At 72.2% G+C, this 17291-nt stretch carries 18 protein-coding genes; 3 read left to right on the top strand and 15 right to left on the bottom strand.

What is annotated here, in order from left to right; translation table 11 throughout:
* Window positions 1–78: 78 nt before the first annotated feature.
* Window positions 79–954: an HAD-IB family hydrolase gene (locus ABZU25_RS03095; protein WP_355027647.1), complete on the top strand. Its 876-nt coding sequence runs from the start codon at window positions 79–81 to the stop codon at window positions 952–954.
* A 6-nt stretch (window positions 955–960) separates the two neighbouring features.
* Here the strand turns inward: ABZU25_RS03095 and ABZU25_RS03090 are convergent, their stop codons facing one another.
* The 11 genes from ABZU25_RS03090 to ABZU25_RS03040 all read right to left on the bottom strand — a co-directional run bounded on the left by ABZU25_RS03090 (window position 961) and on the right by ABZU25_RS03040 (window position 11349).
* Window positions 961–1818, bottom strand: a complete 858-nt coding sequence (locus tag ABZU25_RS03090) for a lysophospholipid acyltransferase family protein (protein WP_355027748.1) — start codon at window positions 1816–1818, stop codon at window positions 961–963.
* Between the two features lie 277 nt (window positions 1819–2095).
* A complete protein-coding gene (locus ABZU25_RS03085) occupies window positions 2096–3172 on the bottom strand; it encodes an NAD-dependent epimerase/dehydratase family protein (RefSeq protein WP_355027646.1) in 1077 nt (358 codons plus the stop codon).
* Between the two features lie 173 nt (window positions 3173–3345).
* Window positions 3346–3447, bottom strand: a complete 102-nt coding sequence (locus ABZU25_RS03080) for an AURKAIP1/COX24 domain-containing protein (protein ID WP_007465623.1) — start codon at window positions 3445–3447, stop codon at window positions 3346–3348.
* Between the two features lie 215 nt (window positions 3448–3662).
* Window positions 3663–3872 carry a helix-turn-helix domain-containing protein gene (locus tag ABZU25_RS03075; RefSeq protein WP_110563213.1) on the bottom strand — a complete coding sequence of 70 codons (210 nt, stop codon included), beginning with the start codon at window positions 3870–3872 and terminating at the stop codon, window positions 3663–3665.
* A gap of 212 nt (window positions 3873–4084) precedes the next feature.
* On the bottom strand, window positions 4085–5269 hold the full coding sequence (locus ABZU25_RS03070; protein ID WP_355027645.1) for an ABC transporter permease: 1185 nt from the start codon (window positions 5267–5269) through the stop codon (window positions 4085–4087).
* Window positions 5266–6162, bottom strand: a complete 897-nt coding sequence (locus ABZU25_RS03065) for an ABC transporter ATP-binding protein (protein WP_355027644.1) — start codon at window positions 6160–6162, stop codon at window positions 5266–5268. The genes ABZU25_RS03070 and ABZU25_RS03065 overlap by 4 nt, the downstream gene beginning before the upstream one ends.
* Entirely contained in the window at window positions 6159–7550 is a 1392-nt protein-coding gene (locus ABZU25_RS03060) for an efflux RND transporter periplasmic adaptor subunit (protein ID WP_355027643.1), read from the bottom strand. Before ABZU25_RS03060 ends, ABZU25_RS03065 begins: the two co-directional genes overlap by 4 nt.
* A gap of 42 nt (window positions 7551–7592) precedes the next feature.
* Window positions 7593–8882 (bottom strand): hypothetical protein, encoded by a 1290-nt coding sequence (locus tag ABZU25_RS03055; protein ID WP_355027642.1) that lies wholly within the window; start codon window positions 8880–8882, stop codon window positions 7593–7595.
* A gap of 70 nt (window positions 8883–8952) precedes the next feature.
* Window positions 8953–9528 (bottom strand): WHG domain-containing protein, encoded by a 576-nt coding sequence (locus tag ABZU25_RS03050; RefSeq protein ID WP_355027641.1) that lies wholly within the window; start codon window positions 9526–9528, stop codon window positions 8953–8955.
* Complete coding sequence (locus ABZU25_RS03045; protein WP_355027640.1) at window positions 9521–10321, bottom strand: alpha/beta hydrolase; 801 nt, start codon at window positions 10319–10321, stop codon at window positions 9521–9523. Before ABZU25_RS03045 ends, ABZU25_RS03050 begins: the two co-directional genes overlap by 8 nt.
* Before the next feature lie 107 nt (window positions 10322–10428).
* Complete coding sequence (locus ABZU25_RS03040) at window positions 10429–11349, bottom strand: proline dehydrogenase family protein (RefSeq protein WP_355027639.1); 921 nt, start codon at window positions 11347–11349, stop codon at window positions 10429–10431.
* A 116-nt stretch (window positions 11350–11465) separates the two neighbouring features.
* Between ABZU25_RS03040 and ABZU25_RS03035 the strand changes: the two genes are divergently transcribed.
* Entirely contained in the window at window positions 11466–12053 is a 588-nt protein-coding gene (locus ABZU25_RS03035; RefSeq protein WP_355027638.1) for a CGNR zinc finger domain-containing protein, read from the top strand.
* A 31-nt stretch (window positions 12054–12084) separates the two neighbouring features.
* Here the strand turns inward: ABZU25_RS03035 and ABZU25_RS03030 are convergent, their stop codons facing one another.
* Complete coding sequence (locus tag ABZU25_RS03030; protein WP_355027637.1) at window positions 12085–12891, bottom strand: sugar phosphate isomerase/epimerase; 807 nt, start codon at window positions 12889–12891, stop codon at window positions 12085–12087.
* A gap of 75 nt (window positions 12892–12966) precedes the next feature.
* On the bottom strand, window positions 12967–13911 hold the full coding sequence (locus ABZU25_RS03025) for a Ppx/GppA phosphatase family protein (RefSeq protein WP_355027636.1): 945 nt from the start codon (window positions 13909–13911) through the stop codon (window positions 12967–12969).
* 80 nt (window positions 13912–13991) lie between these two features.
* On the opposite strand from ABZU25_RS03025, the gene ABZU25_RS03020 reads away from it, so the two are divergent.
* On the top strand, window positions 13992–14789 hold the full coding sequence (locus ABZU25_RS03020; protein ID WP_355027747.1) for a hypothetical protein: 798 nt from the start codon (window positions 13992–13994) through the stop codon (window positions 14787–14789).
* Window positions 14790–15194: 405 nt separating this feature from the next.
* Here the strand turns inward: ABZU25_RS03020 and ABZU25_RS03015 are convergent, their stop codons facing one another.
* Together ABZU25_RS03015 and ABZU25_RS03010 are read right to left on the bottom strand one after the other, a co-directional pair.
* Window positions 15195–15878, bottom strand: a complete 684-nt coding sequence (locus ABZU25_RS03015; RefSeq protein WP_355027635.1) for a response regulator transcription factor — start codon at window positions 15876–15878, stop codon at window positions 15195–15197.
* Window positions 15879–15900: 22 nt separating this feature from the next.
* Window positions 15901–17184: an ATP-binding protein gene (locus tag ABZU25_RS03010; protein WP_355027634.1), complete on the bottom strand. Its 1284-nt coding sequence runs from the start codon at window positions 17182–17184 to the stop codon at window positions 15901–15903.
* Window positions 17185–17291: the final 107 nt, after the last annotated feature.

Here is a 17291-nt window from a genome sequence, read left to right as displayed (position 1 = left end):
CTGTGCCCGGCCGGTCGACCGCGCGCGGCGGCTACCCTCGCTGGAGGCATCCGTCGTACCGGTGAGGGAGGGAGTCTCGTGGCGCGCAGCCGTAAGGTGACGGTCAGCACCGACGCCGAGGGGCACACCGCGGGCTGGGCCGAGACCGACCTGACAGCGGTCGTCGCCCCCGCACCGGACCCGACCGCTGCGGCCTTCTTCGACGTGGACAACACGATGATGCAGGGCGCGTCGATCTACTGGTTCGCCCGTGGGCTCGCCTCCCGCAACTACTTCACGACTGCCGACCTGGCCCGCTTCGCCTGGCAGCAGCTCCGCTTCCGGCTGTTGGCGCGGGAGCACGCCGGTGACATGTCCCTGGCCAAGGAGGCCGCGCTGGCCTTCGTCGAGGGCTGGCGGGTCGATGACGTGGAGCACCTCGCCGAGGAGATCTTCGACGAGATGATGGCTCCCCGGATCTGGGCCGGCACCCACCAACTCGCGCAACGGCACCTGGCGGCCGGCCAGCGGGTGTGGCTGGTCAGCGCCGCCCCGGTGGAGATCGGCCGGGTGATCGCCGCCCGGCTCGGCCTGACCGGTGCCATCGGCACGGTGGCCGAGGTGGTGGACGGGGCGTACACCGGGCGGTTGGTGGGTGACCTGATGCACGGGCCGGCGAAGGCCGAGGCAGTCATCCAGCTCGCCGCGGTGGAGGGGCTCGACCTCGTCCGCTGCGCGGCGTACAGCGACTCGACAAACGATCTGCCGCTGCTCTCCGCTGTGGGCCGGGCGGTGGCGGTCAACCCGGACGGCGCCCTGCTGCGGCAGGCCCGCCAGCACGGGTGGGAGGTGCGGGACTTTCGCACCGGTCGGCGGGCGGTCAAGATCGCCGTGCCGTCCACCGCGGCAGCCGGGCTGGTCGTCGGCGCGGTCACCGCCGGGCTGGCGTTGCAGCGCCGCCGCCGCGCCGGCTGAGACGCGTCAGGGGCCGAACGGGTCGGGCCGCCGCTCCAGCAGTGTGTGCAGGGTCTGCTGGATGGTCTCCCGCACCTGGTCGGCGAGGTTGAAGACGACCAGCGGGTCGTCCGCCGAGTCGGTCAGGTGCGCGGTGGGGATCGGCGGGCAGAACTCGATCAGCCACTTGCTGGGCAGCGGCACCATGCCCAACGGCCCGAGCCACGGGAAGGTCGGCGTGACCGGGAAGTAGGGCAGCTTGAGCAGCCGCGCCAGGGGCTTGATGTCGGCGAGCATCGGGTAGATCTCCTCGCCGCCGACGATGGCGACCGGCACGATCGGGGTGCCGGTGCGCAGCGCCGCTGAGACGAAACCGCCCCGCCCGAACCGTTGCAGCTTGTACCGGTCGGCGTAGAGCTTGCCGATGCCCTTGAAACCCTCGGGGAACACCCCGACCAGGTCGCCGCCGCCGAGCAACCGCTCGGCGTCCGGGTTGCAGGCCACCGTGCCACCGGTCTTGCGGGCGAGCTCGGAGACCACCGGCATCCGGAAGACCAGGTCGGCGCCGAGCAGCCGAAGGTAGCGGTGGGCGGGATGCTTGTCGTGCAGCGCCGCCGAGAGGATCAACGCGTCCAGCGCCACCGTCCCCGAGTGGTTGCCGACCACCAGGGCGGGTCCGTCGACGGGCACGTGCTCGATGCCGCTGACCTCGGTGCGGAACCAGTCCCGGTAGAGCAGCCGCAGCAGGGGGTGGAAGACCGCGTCGGTCAACTCCGAGTCGAAGCCGAACTCGTCGACCTCGTAGTCGCCGGAGAGACGCCGGCGCAGGAAGGCCAGGCCGTTCGCGACCTTGCGGTCCCAGTGGTCCCCCGGCCGGTCCGGCACCGCCGGCCCGGTGCCACCCGACGCCGGAGCGTCGACCAGGTCGCCCGCGGGCTCGTCGGTGGCCGCGGTGTCGACCTCGTCGGTCGGCGTCGGGGTCGACGCGACCTGAGCGGCCGGTCGATGCCCGTTCCGCCGCGCCGGCTCCACGTCCGCCGCGGGCGGCGGCGGTACGTCGAAACGCCCGACCCCCTGCGGGTCGCGCCCCTCCCCCGGCCCGGTCACGACTTCACCTCGGTTCGCGACTGCGGGGCTCGCAGGACCGGCTCACTCCTCGCGCTCACGACGACCGCTCCCGAACCGCGGAGCGGACCTGCCGGATGCCCTCCAGGACGAGTTGCTCGGCGGCGGCCAACTGCCCCCGCGTGACCACCACCCCGCCGTGGTGGGCGCGAATGAAGTCCTCGAACGCCTCGGCGGTGGAGCGGGGGGTGAAGTCGTACTCCTGCTCGAGTCGGGTGGTGTCGACCACCCGGCCGTGCACGAAGAGGTCGACCTGGTCCAGGCCGTATTGGCCGAAGCCCATGCTGCGGGCCAGCGCGGCGGCACCGGAGAGACCCGGCTCCAGCACCGGTACGGCGACCCGACCGGCCCGCCGGATCGCCTGCGACAGCGACAGCACCCCCGGACCGGCGACGTTGTAGGTGCCGGGATGGTCCTCCACGATCGACCGGTGCAGCACCTCCAACGCGTCGTCGAAGTGCAGGAACTGCAGCCGGGGGTCACGGCCGAAGACGGTCGGCACGAACGGCTGCGCGAAGTAGCGGGTCAGCGTGGTGTCGGCGGTCGAGCCGATGAACGGGGCGAAGCGCAGCACCGTCGCGGTGACGTCGGACCGGCGACGCCGGAAGCCACGGACGTACCCCTCAAGGTCGAGGATGTCGCGGCCGAAACCGCCGCGCGGCACCTCGCGGGGCTCGGTCTCCTCGGTGAAGACCGCCGGGTCCCGGAACGACACCCCGTACGCGGCGGTCGACGAGCGGACCACGAGCTTGCGCAGCCGGGGTGCCCGTTGGCAGGCGGCGAGCAGCTGCATGGTGCCGATGACGTTCTGGTCCTTCATCGCGGACCGGCCACCGTGCTGCGGGTCGGGGGAGCTGACCAGGGCGAGGTGCACGACGGCGTCGACGTCCAGGTCGGCGAGGAGGCCACCGAGCGAGCTCGGGTCGATGCGGATCCGTTCGACCCGGTCCAGCAGGTCGGTGAACTCGGTGCCGGAGTCCGGTGCGTCGACGCCGATGACCCGCTCGATTAGCGGGTCGGCGGCCAGTCGGGCCGCCACGTGGGCGCCCAGGTAGCGGCCGACCCCGGTGACGAGGACGACCCCCGGGGCACCTGAGGTGCCTCCGGGGGTCATCTGACGCACCTACCCCGGCAGGAAGGACCGAGCCGGGACGACCACGGCCTGATCACCTGAGCCTCCGGGGGTCGACAGTTTGGCAAGTGACGCCGAACGCCGGGCCGTCGGATGGGCCGGGGACGCTCCGGCGCAGCATGCGCCGCCGGCCTGTCCGCCGAGCCCGGCGGCGATCACTTGCCGAGACGGCGACGCTGGACGCGGGTCTTACGCAGCAGCTTGCGGTGCTTCTTCTTAGCCATGCGCTTACGGCGCTTCTTGACCACCGAGCCCATACGACAGCCTTTCGATACAACGTGCGGGGCGGACCGGATGACACCGAGCAGGTGGCGACGGCGACCGCTTGCGGACAACGGACCGGACCAGTCTGGGCGGCGGGGCGCACCGGTGGGGTCTCGGTCGGGCTCCAGGGTAGCCGGAGGGCCTCGGCCGGACCAACGCGCCCCCGTCGATGCCGGTATGGGCGGCACCCGGAGGGCGGAGCGGTGGCTCAGGCGGTCTCTTGGAAAGCGCCCCGGAGATATTCGTGCACCGCATGCTCCGGCACCCGGAATGACCTGCCGACCCGGACGGCGGTGAGTTCACCGCTGTGCACCAGGCGATAGACCGTCATCTTCGAGACCCGCATGACCGTCGCCACCTCCGCGACGGTCAGGAACCTGACCTCCGACAGCCGCCCGTCGGACTGTGACCCGGCCATGGCTCACCAACCCATCCCATGCCCGGCGCGTGCCGACCCGACGGATGCTCCGGGCCGGGCGGCGACGCGCGTGTTACCAGTACGGTAGCGGGGCGGCTGTGACCGGCGCGATCCCTTCGTACAACTGATCATGTTTCTTCTCACCGTTCACCCGATCCACACTCCCGGAATCTCCCCGCCCGCGCCCGGCGTCCCGGTTGCTCCGACGCTGCTCACTCGGCGCGCAGCGCGACCACCGGGTCGAGCCGGCCGGCGCGTTGCGCGGGGACGACCCCGAAGACGATGCCCACCACCGCTGACACACCGAAGGCGAGCGCCAACGACCACCAGGTGATCGCGGCCGGGATCGGCGACAGCCCGTCGACGAGCAGGGCGGTGCCCACGCCCAGCGCCATCCCGGTCAGCCCACCGATCGTGGTGAGCAGCACCGCCTCCAGCAGGAACTGCACACCGATGTCGCGCGGGCGTGCCCCGACGGCTTTGCGCAGCCCGATCTCCCGGGTCCTCTCCCGAACGCTGACCAGCATGATGTTGGAGACTCCGACACCGCCGACGAGCAGGGAGATGCCGGCGATGGCCGCCAGTACGCCGGTGAGAACGCCGAGGATGTCGCCGAGCACACCGAGGATCTGCTGCTGGGTGACAGCGCTGAACTCGGTGTCCGGGTGCCGGCGGTTCAGCTCGGCGACGATCCGTTCGCCCAGCTCGTCGATCCGTTCCCGGTCCGGGGCCTTCACGGCGATGCCGTCCACCCGCTGGGTGCCCCAGAGCCGCTGGGCGGCGGTCACCGGCACGTGCACCTCGTCGTCCCGGTCGACACCGAGACTCTGCCCGAGGGGTGCGAAGACGCCGATCACCCGGAACCGCACCCCGGCCAGCGTCACCTGCTGGCCGAGCGGGTCCCGGTCGGGGAAGAGCGTGCGGGCCACCGAGTCGCCGAGCACCGCCACCCGCCGGCTGGTGTCCACGTCGGTGCCGGTGAGATAGCGGCCCCGGGCCAGCGACCGGGTGAACACCGTCGGGGTGGTTTCCAGCACCCCCTGGACTGTGGTGAAGTCGGAACGGGCACCGGCCCGCGCGGTCGCCCCGGAGGCGATGGTGACCGCCACCCGATCGGGGTCGCCGACCACCCGGGTGACGGCGTCGACGTCCTTGAGGGTCAGCGGCGAGACCACCGGCGCGTTGCCCACCTCGATCCGGCCGGGGACAACAAGCAGCAGGTTGGAGCCGAGGCCCTCGACCTGCTGTTCGACCTTCTGTTTGGTGCCGGTGCCGATGGCCACCAGCAGGACCACCGAGGCGACCCCGATGATCACCCCGAGCATGGTCAGCGCGCTGCGCAGCCGGTTGGCCCGCAGGGCGTCCAGCGCCACCCGCCACGCCTCGGCGACCCTCACGCCGCGCCCTCCGGCCGCTCGACCCCGGGCCGGCCCGGGTTCACCTCGAGCGGAAGGCGCCCGGTGGCTCCGGCGGCGCCACCGGAGCCACCGGACGGGTGCCCCGGGCCGCTTCCGGACGCGGACCGGGGCTCCGCGCTGGGAGCGGGGACCAGTGTCGCAGGTCGACCGGGATCAACGGACGGCGGTCGATCATGAGTGGTGTCGCTGTCCGCCACGACCACCCCGTCGCGCATCGTGATCCGGCGCTGGGCTCGGGCCGCCACCTCCTGGTCGTGGGTGACAATCACCAGCGCAACCCCGGACTCCACGTTCAACTGTTCCAACAGCTCCAGCACCGCCGCGCCGGTGACGCTGTCCAGGTTGCCGGTTGGTTCGTCGGCCAGCAGCACCGTCGGCTCGGTGACCAGCGCGCGGGCGATCGCCACCCGTTGCTGCTCCCCGCCGGACATCTGGTTGGGCCGGTGGTCCAGGCGGTGCCCCAGGCCGACCCGGCCGAGCATCGCCGCCGCCCGCGCCCGACGCTGCCGCGCCGGCACGCCCCGGTAGACCAGCGGCAGGGCCACGTTCTCCACCGCCGAGGTACGCGGCAGCAGGTGGAACGCCTGGAAGACGAAACCGATCGTCTCGTTGCGCAGGGCCGCCATCTCCGCCGGCGCGAGGGCGTTGACGTCCCGACCGCCGATCACCAACCGGCCACCGGTCGGCCGGTCCAGCCCACCGAGGAGGTGCATGAGGGTGGACTTGCCCGAGCCGGACGGACCGACCAGGGCCACGTAGTCACCCGGTTGCACGACGAGCGACACCCCGCGCAACGCCTCGACGGACACCCCGTCCAGCTGGTACGTCCGGGACACCTCCACCGCCTCGATGGCCGGCGGGGTGCCGGTCACCGCACCTCCTGGCCGTCGCGCACCTGGTCGGTGCCGCGCACCACGATCCGGTCGCCGGGCTGCACGCCGTTGAGGATCTGCACCAGATCCGACCCCTGGACGCCCACGGTGACCGGCGCCCGGCCAGCCTTGCCGTCGCGGACCACCCAGACCGCATCCCGGCCGTCGGCGGAGAACACGGCAGAGGCGGGTACGGTCACCGCGTCGGCGGCCTCGCGTACCCGCAGGCGCACTATCGCGTTCATGCCCGGGCGGGGGCTGGGGGCCGGCTCGTCCTCGGCCATCTTCCCGGCGCCCAGGGCGAGGCGTACCCGGTAGGTCACCCCGCCCTGGGCGGAGTTGGTGGGCAGCACGTCCACCGAGCGGACCGTGGCGTCGTAGCTGGCACCGCTGACGGCGTCGAACTCGACGGTGGCGGTCACGCCGGCCTTGACCAGCAGCACGTCGGTCTCGTCCACCTCGGCGAGCAGGCCCAACTGCCCGGTGTCCACCACGGTCAGCACCGGTGTGCCGGCGGTGACCTGGCCGCCGACCGCTACCGCGTCGTCCACCCCGGCGGGCGGCCCACCCTGGCCGGACGTCAGCGCGGACGGGTCGAGGCCGGCCGCCTGGGCGCCACCGGTCTGCTCCAACAGCCCCGCGAGGCCACCGGTCGAACCACCGCCGGCCCGGGTGCCGCCCGGCTGGACGATGCCGGCGATCGGGGCGCGCAGGGTCAGCGCGTCGACAGTCGCCTTCGCCAGGTCGTACGCCTGCTGGGCCTGCAGCCGTTGCGCCGCGGAGAGCGCGCCGACGGCCGAACTCAGCCCGTTGATCCCCCGCTGCACCGCACTGACGGCCTGGTCGGCGCTGCGCGCGGCGGCGGCGTACTGCCGCTGCGCGGACGTCACCTGGGTCAGCAGGGCGTCCCGCAACTGCGGGTCGGCGATCTTCTCGGCGGCCTTGCGGGCGGCGTCGAACGCCTCGTCGGCCGCCTTGTCGGTGCCACGTCGACTGCTTGTCAGATTGCCCGTGGAGACACCCCGACCGGCGCGCTTCGCCGCGTCCAACGCCTCCTTCGCCTGACGCAACCGCTGCCGGGCCGAGGGCGAGTCGACAACGGCGAGGACCTGACCAGCCCTGACCCGCTGTCCGGGCTGGACACGCAGGCTCGCCAGGGTGCCGTCGGCGGGAGCGGTGAGGGTCGCGGCGGCGCGGGCGGTGACGGTCGCCGGGGCGTCGATCAGCTCGCTGACGGGGTTGCGGGCCGCCGACGCCAGCGCGAGGTCGGGGCCGTCGTCGCCGCACGAGGCGGCGGTGGTGGCGGTGAGGACGGCGACGGCGGTCAGGGCGACGAGCAGGCGCGGCCGGACGGTGCTGCCCGGCCGAGGTGACTGAGGGCGGTGCACCCATCGATGGTACGGCGCACCGTTCCGCCGCCCGCGAGCACGTCAGGCGGTGGCGGCTCGGACGTACGCGACGCACTCGTCGTGCAGCGTCGACCACTGCTCGCCGAACGCCTCCTCGGCGGCCACCTCAAGGGTTTTGCGCTCGTGCACCACTGCCTTGAAGAAGGTGAGCAGCCGCTGTGGCCCGTACCGGTCGACGAGGTGCCGGACGGCCAGGTAGCCGACGCCGTAACTGCCGGCGACCTGCTCGGCGGAGGCGTCGTCGGCCGGGTTGACGCCCGACAACTTGCCATCCCACCTGGCCCGGACCAGTTTGCGCACCTCGGCGAGCCCTTCGTACCGGTCGACCGCCTGGCCGCCGGTGCCGGCGAACTCGGCCAGCCCCTCCACCAGCCACCAGGTGGTCTTGCCCGGGTAGCCGCGTTCCGGCAGTGAGGCGGCGTGGGTCAACTCGTGCCGGAGCAGATCGTCGGTGCCACTGCTGGAGAGCCCGTCGGCGTTGAGCACCACCTCGTGGTGGCCGCCGCCCACTGTCACCGCGTAACCGCCGGTCCACTCTGGCCGGTCACCGCCGTACCAGCGCTTCCACTCGGCGCGGCCGGCGTAGAAGATCCGGTAGCGGTCCGGCGGCGAGCCGGCGACCACGTACCCGTCGGCGACCTTGGCCGCCGCCTCGGCCTGGGCGAGCAGACCGGGCAGCTTGCCACGCAGCGCCGGGGTGGTGGCGACGATGGTCCGCGCGCCGATCGCCACGGCCAGGTCGCTGATCTCCCACGGTCGGGTGCCGGTCTCCACCGACTTGGATTCCTCCATGGCCACCAACCGGGGCTGGTCGCCGTTCTCCCGCCAGCGGGTGCCGATCAGCACCGGGCTGGGCCGGCAGTTCGGTGCGACGAAGCAGTACTGGAAGCGCACCAGCAGCCGCCACTCCCCCGGCTTGCCGATGATCGGCGCGGGCAGCCCGCTCGGTTCGGCCCGCCAGACGGTCACCTTCAGCTCGCGTAGTGCGGCGAAGCGTCGGCGCAGTTCGGTGTGCACGGCGGGTTCGGCGATCGCGAGGAAACCGGCGCGGTCGCCGCCGAGCAGCGCCGTGGACTGCCGGTCGAGCTGGGCGGTCATCCGGTCGGTCAGCTCTCGGGCCGCCGCGGTGGCGGGGTCGTCGGCCGTCGAGGCACCGGCCCGGCTGATCGTGGACCGGGCGCCACTCTCCCGGATCACTCCGACCACGAGCAACGCCGGCAGGCCGCAGCCCAGCAGCAGGACGACCACCACGAGCACCGTCCACAGCGGCCAGAGCCGCCGTGGTGCGGGCTGCTGCACCCCGTCAGTCACCCGCCGAAGGGTACGACCATTCGCTGGCTGGGGCGAAGCCGCCCCGGGCCGATCGGTCCGACCTGCCGGCTCACGTCGCGGCGACCGGCCAGGAGCGGAACGAGCGGTCCAGGCCGGCGACCATCTGGTGATACGAGCGGTCCACCTCGCGGGGCAGGCCGAAGCCGCCCGCGGCCTCCAGGGTGACGAACCCGTGCAGGGCACTGCGCAGCGCGCGGGTCGCGTCCACCGCGTCGTCACCGGTGAGCCCGTAGCCGCGCAGCACCGCGAAGATCGCGCCGACCGCGCGTTCACCCGCCTCGACGTGCTGCGGGTCGGCCGGGTCGGGCACCCGCTGCGTCGCCGGGTAGCGGCCGGGGTGGCGGTGGGCGTAGTCGCGGTAGGCGCCGGCCATCGCCCGGAGCGCGTCGCCATCGGAGCGGCCGACGGCGGCGGTGGTCAGCTCGGTGGCCAGCTCGGCGGTGGCCAGGGCGGAGAGCTTCTGGGCCAGTGCGTCCGCCCCCCGCACGTGCTTGTAGAGGCTGGGCAACGCGACGCCCAGCCGGCTGGCGAGCGCGGCGAGGGTGAGCTGCTGGTAGCCGACCTCGTCGACCAGCCGGGCCGCCTCCCGTACGACGGTCTGCTGGTTGAGGCCGACCCTAGGCACCGGCGCACACCGCCAGGAAGCCGCGCAGCTCCTCGGCGGTGCGCTGCGGCTGGTCGGCGTGCGGGTAGTGGCCGGACTCCTCGATCATCCGAGCCTCGGCGGTGCGGAAGAGCCGGCGGGCGGCCCGCGCCTCGGCTCCCGGGTCGGGGAAGTCCGGGTCCCTGGAACCCATCAGCACCAGCACGGGTTGCCGCACCTGGGGGGCGCGGGCGGTCCAGTGCGGTTCGACCGGTGCGATCACCCCGCGCATCGCGGCCATCCGCCCGGGCTCGCGCAGGTTGGCCACCATCGAGCGGCGGTACGCGACGTCGTCGGCGGGCCGGTGCACCGGGAACAGTGTGTTGTGGAACATCCCGAACAGTCGGGGGCTGCGCAGCACAGACCACATCGCCAACCGCAACAGCGGGTTGAGCTTGGGCTGACCGACGAAGGCGCCGATCTGCACGATGCCGGTGACCAGCTCGGGGGCGTCGGTGGCGGCGAAGACCACCGCCGCGGCGGCGGACGAACTGCCGACCAGCACGGCCGGCCCGGCGTCGAGGTCGCGGACCACGGCCAGCAGGTCGGCGCCGACCTCCGCCGGGGCGTACGTGGGCCAGCCGGCGCTGGACTCGCCGTGCCCTCGGACGTCCACCGAGGCGACCCGGTGACCGGCGGCCACCAGCAGGGGCACGAGGTGCCGGTAGCTCGCCCGGTTCTCGCCCATGCCGTGCGCGAGGACGACCAACGGCCCCTCGCCGTGCACCTCGTACGCGATGTGTCCGCCGTCCCGCCGCACCTGGCTAGTTGTCATAGCTTTAAAGCTAAGGCACTTAGCCGACGATGGCAAGCCAGATATGCGAAGACGGGCCGACAGTGACCCGAGAGGTCACCGCCGGCCCGTCGGCCGAACCGGAGGAGCTACTTCTTGGAGATCAGGGCGCGGCCGAAGAAGACCAGGTTGGCGGGGCGCTCGGCGAGCCGGCGCATCAGGTAGCCGTACCACTCGTCGCCGTACGGGACGTAGGTACGCACTGTGTAGCCCTCGCCGGCCAGCCGGGCCTGCTCCTCCGGGCGGATGCCGTAGAGCATCTGGAACTCGAAGCGCTCCGGCCCCCTGTCGAACCAGCGGGCCCGGTCCTCGCCGATAGCGATCATCCGAGGGTCGTGGGTGGCCAGCATCGGGTAGCCGTCGCCGGACATCAGGATGTTCAGGCAGCGAACGTAGGACTTGTCGACCTCACGGGCCGACTGGTACGCCACCGACTCCGGCTCCTTGTACGCGCCCTTGCACAACCGCACCCGGGAGCCGGCCGAGGACAACTCCCGGCAGTCCGACTCGGTCCGGCGCAGGTACGCCTGGAGCACGGCACCGGTCGACGGGAAGTCCTTGCGCAGCCGGCTCAGCACCTCCAACGTCGAGTCGGTGGTGGTGTGGTCCTCCATGTCCAGGGTGACAGTCGTGCCCGCCGCGTCCGCCGCCGCGCAGATCGCCCGCGCGTTGTCGTACGCCAACTGCTCGTCGAACATCTGGCCGAGGGCGGAGAGCTTCACGCTCACCTCGGCGGCCGGGGTGAGCCCGGCACCGCCGAGCATCTTCAGCAACTTCAGGTATTCGTCGCGGGTGGCGATGGCCTGCTCGGGGGTGACGGTGTCCTCACCGAGGTGGTCGAGGGTGACCGCGAGACCGTCGTCGACGAGCCCGCGGGTCGCGCGCAACGCGTCGTCGGTGGTGGCGCCGGCGACGAACCGGCGAACGACGTCCCGGGTGTACGGGGCGGTCGCGACGAGCCGCTCGACCTGGGATGACCGGGAGGCGGCGAGGATGACGGAACGGAGCATGAACCGAGCGTATCGCCCCTGCCAGGACCCCCGCCGAGGGGCGGGGACGGCCGCTCGGCACTTATCGCACCACATCGACGCGCCGCGCGACGCATCAGTCGTCTACCGTTGAGGGCGTGAACTTCGACGCGTACGCCCGGACCGGCGTTGACCTGGTCAACGCCCGCCTGGACGACCTCGACGACCTGCGGGCCCTCTTCGCCGACGACCACGCCTGGATGAGCGACGAGGTCGCGGACCGGGACGTCGCGATCTTCCGCCGGGCCCAGAAGCGGTTGCGCGACGTCTTCGAGTACGGCACCTCGGGGCGGGACGCCCAGGCGGTCACCGAGCTGAACGGGCTGCTTGAGGCGTTCCCTGTGCAGCCGCGCATCTCCGGGCACGACTCCAGCGACTGGCACATGCACGTGACCAGCCGGGGCGCTTCGGTCAGTGCCGAATACCTGGCCGGCGCGGTCTGGGGGCTGTCGGTCTGGCTCTGCGAGTACGGCAGTGCCCGGTTCGGGGTGTGTGCCGACGAGCGGTGCGGCAACGTCTACCTGGACACGTCGTCCAACTGCTGCCGGCGGTTCTGCTCCGAGCGCTGCGCCACCCGCTCGCACGTGGCGGCCCACCGGGCCCGCAAGCGGGCGGCGGTCGGCGAGCAGGTGACGGTCGCCGCGCAGCCGACGAGCGCCGTGGACTCGCTCTCACCGGTCAGCTGACACCGCCGCCGCCCGGCGCGGGCGGACGTGGTCAGGCGTCGACCGGGGACGACGCGGTCAGGTGCTGACGGGCGAACTCCAGCGCGGCACGCAGGTCCGCCTCCCGTACCGCGCGGCTCTTCGCGCCCCGGGTGGCGACCTCCACCGCCACCGACCCGGTGAAGCCACGCCCGGCCAGCGAGGAGAGCAGCTCACCGCAGGGCTGGGTGCCGCGCCCGGGCACCAGGTGCTCGTCGCGACCCTCGCCGGTGCCGTCACCCAGGTGCACGTGCGCCAGCCCGGCGCCCATCCGGTCGGCCATCTCCAGCGGGTCGCTGTGCGAGGCCGCGCAGTGCGACAGATCGAGGGTGTACGACGGGTAGCCGGTGTCGGTGGGATCCCACCCCGGCACGTACGGGACGAACTGCCGACCCGCCATCCGCACCGGGTACATGTTCTCCACAGCGAACCGCAGCCCGCTGAACCGCTCCGCGACAGTGGCCAACCCCTCGGTGAAGTTGCGCGCGTAGTCACGTTGCCAGGTGAACGGCGGGTGCACCACGACGGTCGGCGCCTCCAGCGTCTCGGCCAGCTCAGCGGCCCTGCGCAGCCGCTCCCACGGGTCCGGGCTCCACACCCGCTGGGTGACCAACAGGCAGGGCGCGTGCACCGAGAGCACCGGCATGCCGTAGTGCGTGGAGAGGCCACGCAGCGCGCCCGCGTCCTGGCTGACCACGTCGGTCCAGACCATCACCTCGACCCCGTCGTAGCCGAGTGCCGCGGCCAGTTGGAAGGCCGCCGCGGTCGGCTCGGGGAAGACCGACGAGCTGGACAGGAGCACGGGAACGCGGGAAGTCACATCAGCCAGCGTAGCCCGCCAGCGCTGTCGTCATTGCGACGAGCGCCGGCAAACCAGCCGAAACCGGCCACCGGATCAGATCGGTTCGAGTTGATCGAGTCGACGGAGAATGACGCCCTCGCGCAGCGCCCACGGGCAGATGTCCAGCGAGTCCAGATCCAGGCGACGCATCACCGCCTCGGCGACCACGGCACCCGCCAGCAACTGGTGCGCCCGACCCGCGCTGACCCCCTCCAGCTCCATCAACTGGGCCGGCGGGATGTGCCGGATGAACCCGATGACCTGTTGCAGGCCCGCCCGGGTCAGGCTGCGCCGCACCCAGAGCCCGGCACCGGAGGGTGCGGCCCCGGCCAGTCGGGCCAGGGTGCGGAACGTCTTCGAGGTGGCGACCGCCCGGTCCCAGCCCACCTCGGTCATCTGATCGACGACCTTGTCCAGCCGCCCGTCCACGTACTCCCGGAGCTTCTCGACGGTCTCCGCCGACGGCGGGGCCGCGCTGGCCGGATCGACCCGCAGCCGTTCCCGGGTCAGCCGGCCGGCCCCGAGCGGCAGCGAGACCGCGACGTCCGGGTCCTCGTCGATGCCGGCGGCGATCTCCAGGGAGCCACCGCCGATGTCCAGCACCAGCAGCCGCCCCGCCGACCAGCCGAACCAACGCCGCACGGCCAGGAACGTCGACCGCGCCTCGTCCGCCCCGGAGAGCACCGCCAGCCGTACGCCGGTCTCGTCGCGGACCCGGGCCAGCACCTCGGCCGCGTTTGTGGCGTCGCGCACCGCGGACGTGGCGAAGGCGATCAGGTCGTCGGCCGCCAGACCGGCGGACGCCGCCTTGGCCATGCCCACGGCCTTGACCAGGCCGTCGGCACCCGCCTCGGTCAGCGCGCCGTCGGGGCCGATCTGCTCGGCCAGCCGGAGCACCACCTTCTCGGAGTGCGCCGGCCACGGGTGCGCGCCGTGGTGCGCGTCCACCACAAGGAGGTGCACCGTGTTGGATCCGACGTCGAGGACACCCAGTCGCATGGTGAAGACCCTAGGTGCAACACGTTTGCGCGGCTCGCCGGCCCGGGCACGTCACCGCGCGTACGCTGGGCCGGGTGACGATGGAGCTCCGTGTGCTGGTGGACGACCCCGGCGACCCGCGCAGCCGCGAGGTGCCACTGGACTTCCCGCGGGAGTGGATCGAGTTCACCGACCCGGCTGACGAGACGCACCTGATCCGCGCCGACCTGACCTGGCTGCTCTCGCGCTGGACCTGCATCTTCGGCAAGGGCTGCCACGGCATCATCGCCGGCCGGGCGGCCGACGGCTGCTGCTCGCACGGCGCGTTCTTCACCGACTCGGACGACGAGAAGCGGGTCCGCAACGCCGTCAAGCGGCTCACCCCGGCGACCTGGCAGCACTTCCAGCGTGGGTTCAAGAACTGGACCGACGAGGACACCATCGACGGCAAGAACCCGGCTCGCCGCACCGCCACCCAGGGCGCCGACGGCCCGTGCGTCTTCCTCAACGACGCCGACTTCGCCGGCGGGGGTGGCTGCGCCCTGCACGGCCAGGCGTTGCGCGACGGGGTCCACCCGCTGGAATACAAGCCGGATGTCTGCTGGCAGCTACCGATCCGCCGGGACCAGGACTGGGTCAAGCGTCCGGACAACTCCAAGGTGCTGGTCTCCACCCTCTCCGAGTTCGATCGGCGCGGCTGGGGCGCCGGTGGGCACGACCTGGACTGGTGGTGCACCTCCTCGACGGACGCGCACGTCGGCGCCGAGCCGATGTACCTGTCGTACGCCCCGGAGCTGACAGCGCTGATCGGCGCCGCGGCCTACGAGCGGCTGGCCGAGCTGTGCGCGGCCCGGACCCGGCAGGGCATGGTCGCCCCGCACCCCGCCGACGAGTCCTGACGCAAGCTGTTCCGAGCCGCGTCGGCGATCAGCGGGGCGCGTGGCTCGTCGGGCCACGGCCACCGACCCACCTTGGTCAGCCCCTGTAGACCTGCCCCGGATATGGGGCGGACCTCCGGACGAAGTGAGGCGCACGTCCGGGTAGGAGGAATGCCTCCGAGTAGACAACCCGCACCCCCGCAGCAGGCGGCACGGGGCACCAGCCCCTTCCGACGGCCGCGCCGGCTGGGTCGCCCCATATCTGGGGCAGCTCTACAGTCGCGGAAGGACCCCATCCCACCCGCCAGCCGAGCGCCCCAGCAGGTGAGATGGGCGCACTGGCTGACTCGACACCGCCATTTTCAACACCAAGCGAACAGCCCGAAGGGGCCTGCGCCGAGCGCAGACCCCCTTCGGGTACGCCGATCACGGCTCGAACTTGTAGCCCAGGCCCCGGACGGTGACGATGAAACGCGGCGCGGACGGCTCCGGCTCGATCTTGGAACGCAGCCGCTTCACGTGCACGTCCAACGTCTTGGTGTCACCGACGTAGTCGGCGCCCCAGACCCGGTCGATGAGCTGGCCGCGGGTGAGCACCCGGCCCGCGTTACGCAGCAGCAGTTCCAGCAACTCGAATTCCTTCAGCGGCAGCTGCACGGCCCCGCCCTCGACGGTCACCACGTGCCGTTCGATGTCCATCCGCACCGGGCCGGCGGCCAGCGTCGGCACCCCCGCCTCGGCCACCTCCGGGCTCTGCCGGCGCAGCACCGCCCGGATCCGGGCAACCAGCTCCCGCGGCGAGTACGGCTTGGTGACGTAGTCGTCGGCGCCGATCTCCAGCCCCACCACCTTGTCGATCTCGCTGTCCCGAGCGGTGACCATGATGATCGGCACGGCCGACCGCTGCCGCAGTTGTCGGCAGACCTCGGTCCCCGACATCTCGGGCAACATCAGGTCGAGCAGCACGATGTCGGCGCCGGTCCGGTCGAACTCGGTGAGGGCATCGGTGCCGGTCGCAGCGACCGAAACCTCGAAGCCCTCCTTACGGAGCATGTACGACAAGGCGTCGGAGAACGACTCCTCGTCCTCGACCACCAGAACGCGGCTCAACGGGAATTTCCTTTCATTGCTGTCAGACCTGCCGTAGCCCAGCCGGACCGGACTCGATCCCAACCGGCGGCAGTGTCGCCAGCAGGTCGTCCGGTGGGCTGGCGGGCAGCCGGAGGGTGAACGTCGATCCACCACCAAGAGTGCTCGACACCTCGACCCGTCCGCCATGGTTGCTCGCTATATGTTTCACGATTGCCAGGCCGAGCCCGGTGCCGCCGGTGGCACGCGAACGGGCCTGGTCGGCCCGGTAGAACCGCTCGAAGATCCGGTCCACGTCGGTGGGGGCTATCCCGATGCCCTGGTCGGTGACCGCGACCTCGACGTGCTCGTCGTCGCCGCGGAGGGTGACCCGCACCGCGGTGTCCTCACCCGAGTAGTTGATGGCGTTCTCCACCAGATTTGCCACCGCCGTGGCGAGTTGGGAGTCGCTGCCGTACGCGGTGAGGCCACGCTGACCGTCAACTGTCACCTCGACACCCCGGGCCGAAGCCGTGGTGCGGGTCCGGTCGACCACCTCGGCGATCACCCAGTCCAGCGCGACCGGCTCGGGTGGCGGTTGCGGTTCGGCGCCCTGCAACCGGGTCAACTCCAGCAACTCCTGCACCAGCCGACCCAGCCGGGTCGACTCGTGCTGGATCCGCTCGGCGAACCGGCGCGCGGCCACCAGGTCCTCGGAGAGGTCGGGCACCGCCGCGTCGGCCGGTTCGGTGGCGTCGAGCAACGCCTCGGCGAGCAGTTGAAGCGCCCCGATCGGGGTCTTCAACTCGTGGCTCACATTGGCCACGAAGTCGCGTCGTACGCGGGTCAGCCGGTGCGACTCGGTCACGTCGACCGCCTCCACAGCGATGAAGCCGTTACCGAGCCCCATCGCTCGCAGGTGCACGCCGAGCGGGTTCTCCCCCGCGCTGTCGCGACCTCGGGGCAGGTCCAGCTCGATCTCGCGCCGCACCCCGGTGCGTCGCACCTGGCCCGCGAGGGTACGGATCAGCGGGTGCGCGGCGATCGAGCCGGGGGTGCTGCCGGTACGCAGCAACCCCATCGCGCGGGCGGCCGGGTTGATCAACACAGGGACGTCGTCGTTGTCCAGTACCACGACACCAGCCCGGAGCGAGTCGATCGTCCGGCGGCCTAGTCCGGCCTGCTGCTCGTCGACTATCGCGGGCCTCCCCCTGCTCCAGCGGGAGCGGTCGCTCCCCGTCGACGTGGAGCGACCGTCCCGCGCGGGCAGGAACCGGGGCAGCAGAAGACCGGCGGCCAACCCGGCCACCAACGCCACGGCCACCACGACCGCCACCGTCCACTCCACCCGGCGATCGTAGGGTCATTGTTAACCTGGCTACCACACAGAACGGGACGAACCACCCGCACTTCCAGAATTGTTCACCCCCGCGTCTGGCGTCGTTCACCGTGGTT

The organism is Micromonospora sp. NPDC005215 (assembly GCF_040607915.1).
Classification (GTDB): domain Bacteria; phylum Actinomycetota; class Actinomycetes; order Mycobacteriales; family Micromonosporaceae; genus Micromonospora.
The sequence above is the reverse complement of the archived record's forward strand: the minus strand, read 5'-3'. Positions and strand labels throughout refer to the sequence as shown.

Bases quoted from the DNA above. Each gene is read 5' to 3' on its own strand.
- ABZU25_RS03020 (WP_355027747.1), top strand. From the start codon at position 13,992: ATGGAGCTCCGTGTGCTGGTGGACGACCCCGGCGACCCGCGCAGCCGC.
- ABZU25_RS03080 (WP_007465623.1), bottom strand. From the start codon at position 3,447: ATGGGCTCGGTGGTCAAGAAGCGCCGTAAGCGCATGGCTAAGAAGAAG.
- ABZU25_RS03075 (WP_110563213.1), bottom strand. From the start codon at position 3,872: ATGGCCGGGTCACAGTCCGACGGGCGGCTGTCGGAGGTCAGGTTCCTG.
- ABZU25_RS03025 (WP_355027636.1), bottom strand. From the start codon at position 13,911: ATGCGACTGGGTGTCCTCGACGTCGGATCCAACACGGTGCACCTCCTT.
- ABZU25_RS03085 (WP_355027646.1), bottom strand. From the start codon at position 3,172: ATGACCCCCGGAGGCACCTCAGGTGCCCCGGGGGTCGTCCTCGTCACC.
- ABZU25_RS03040 (WP_355027639.1), bottom strand. From the start codon at position 11,349: ATGCTCCGTTCCGTCATCCTCGCCGCCTCCCGGTCATCCCAGGTCGAG.
- ABZU25_RS03045 (WP_355027640.1), bottom strand. From the start codon at position 10,321: ATGACAACTAGCCAGGTGCGGCGGGACGGCGGACACATCGCGTACGAG.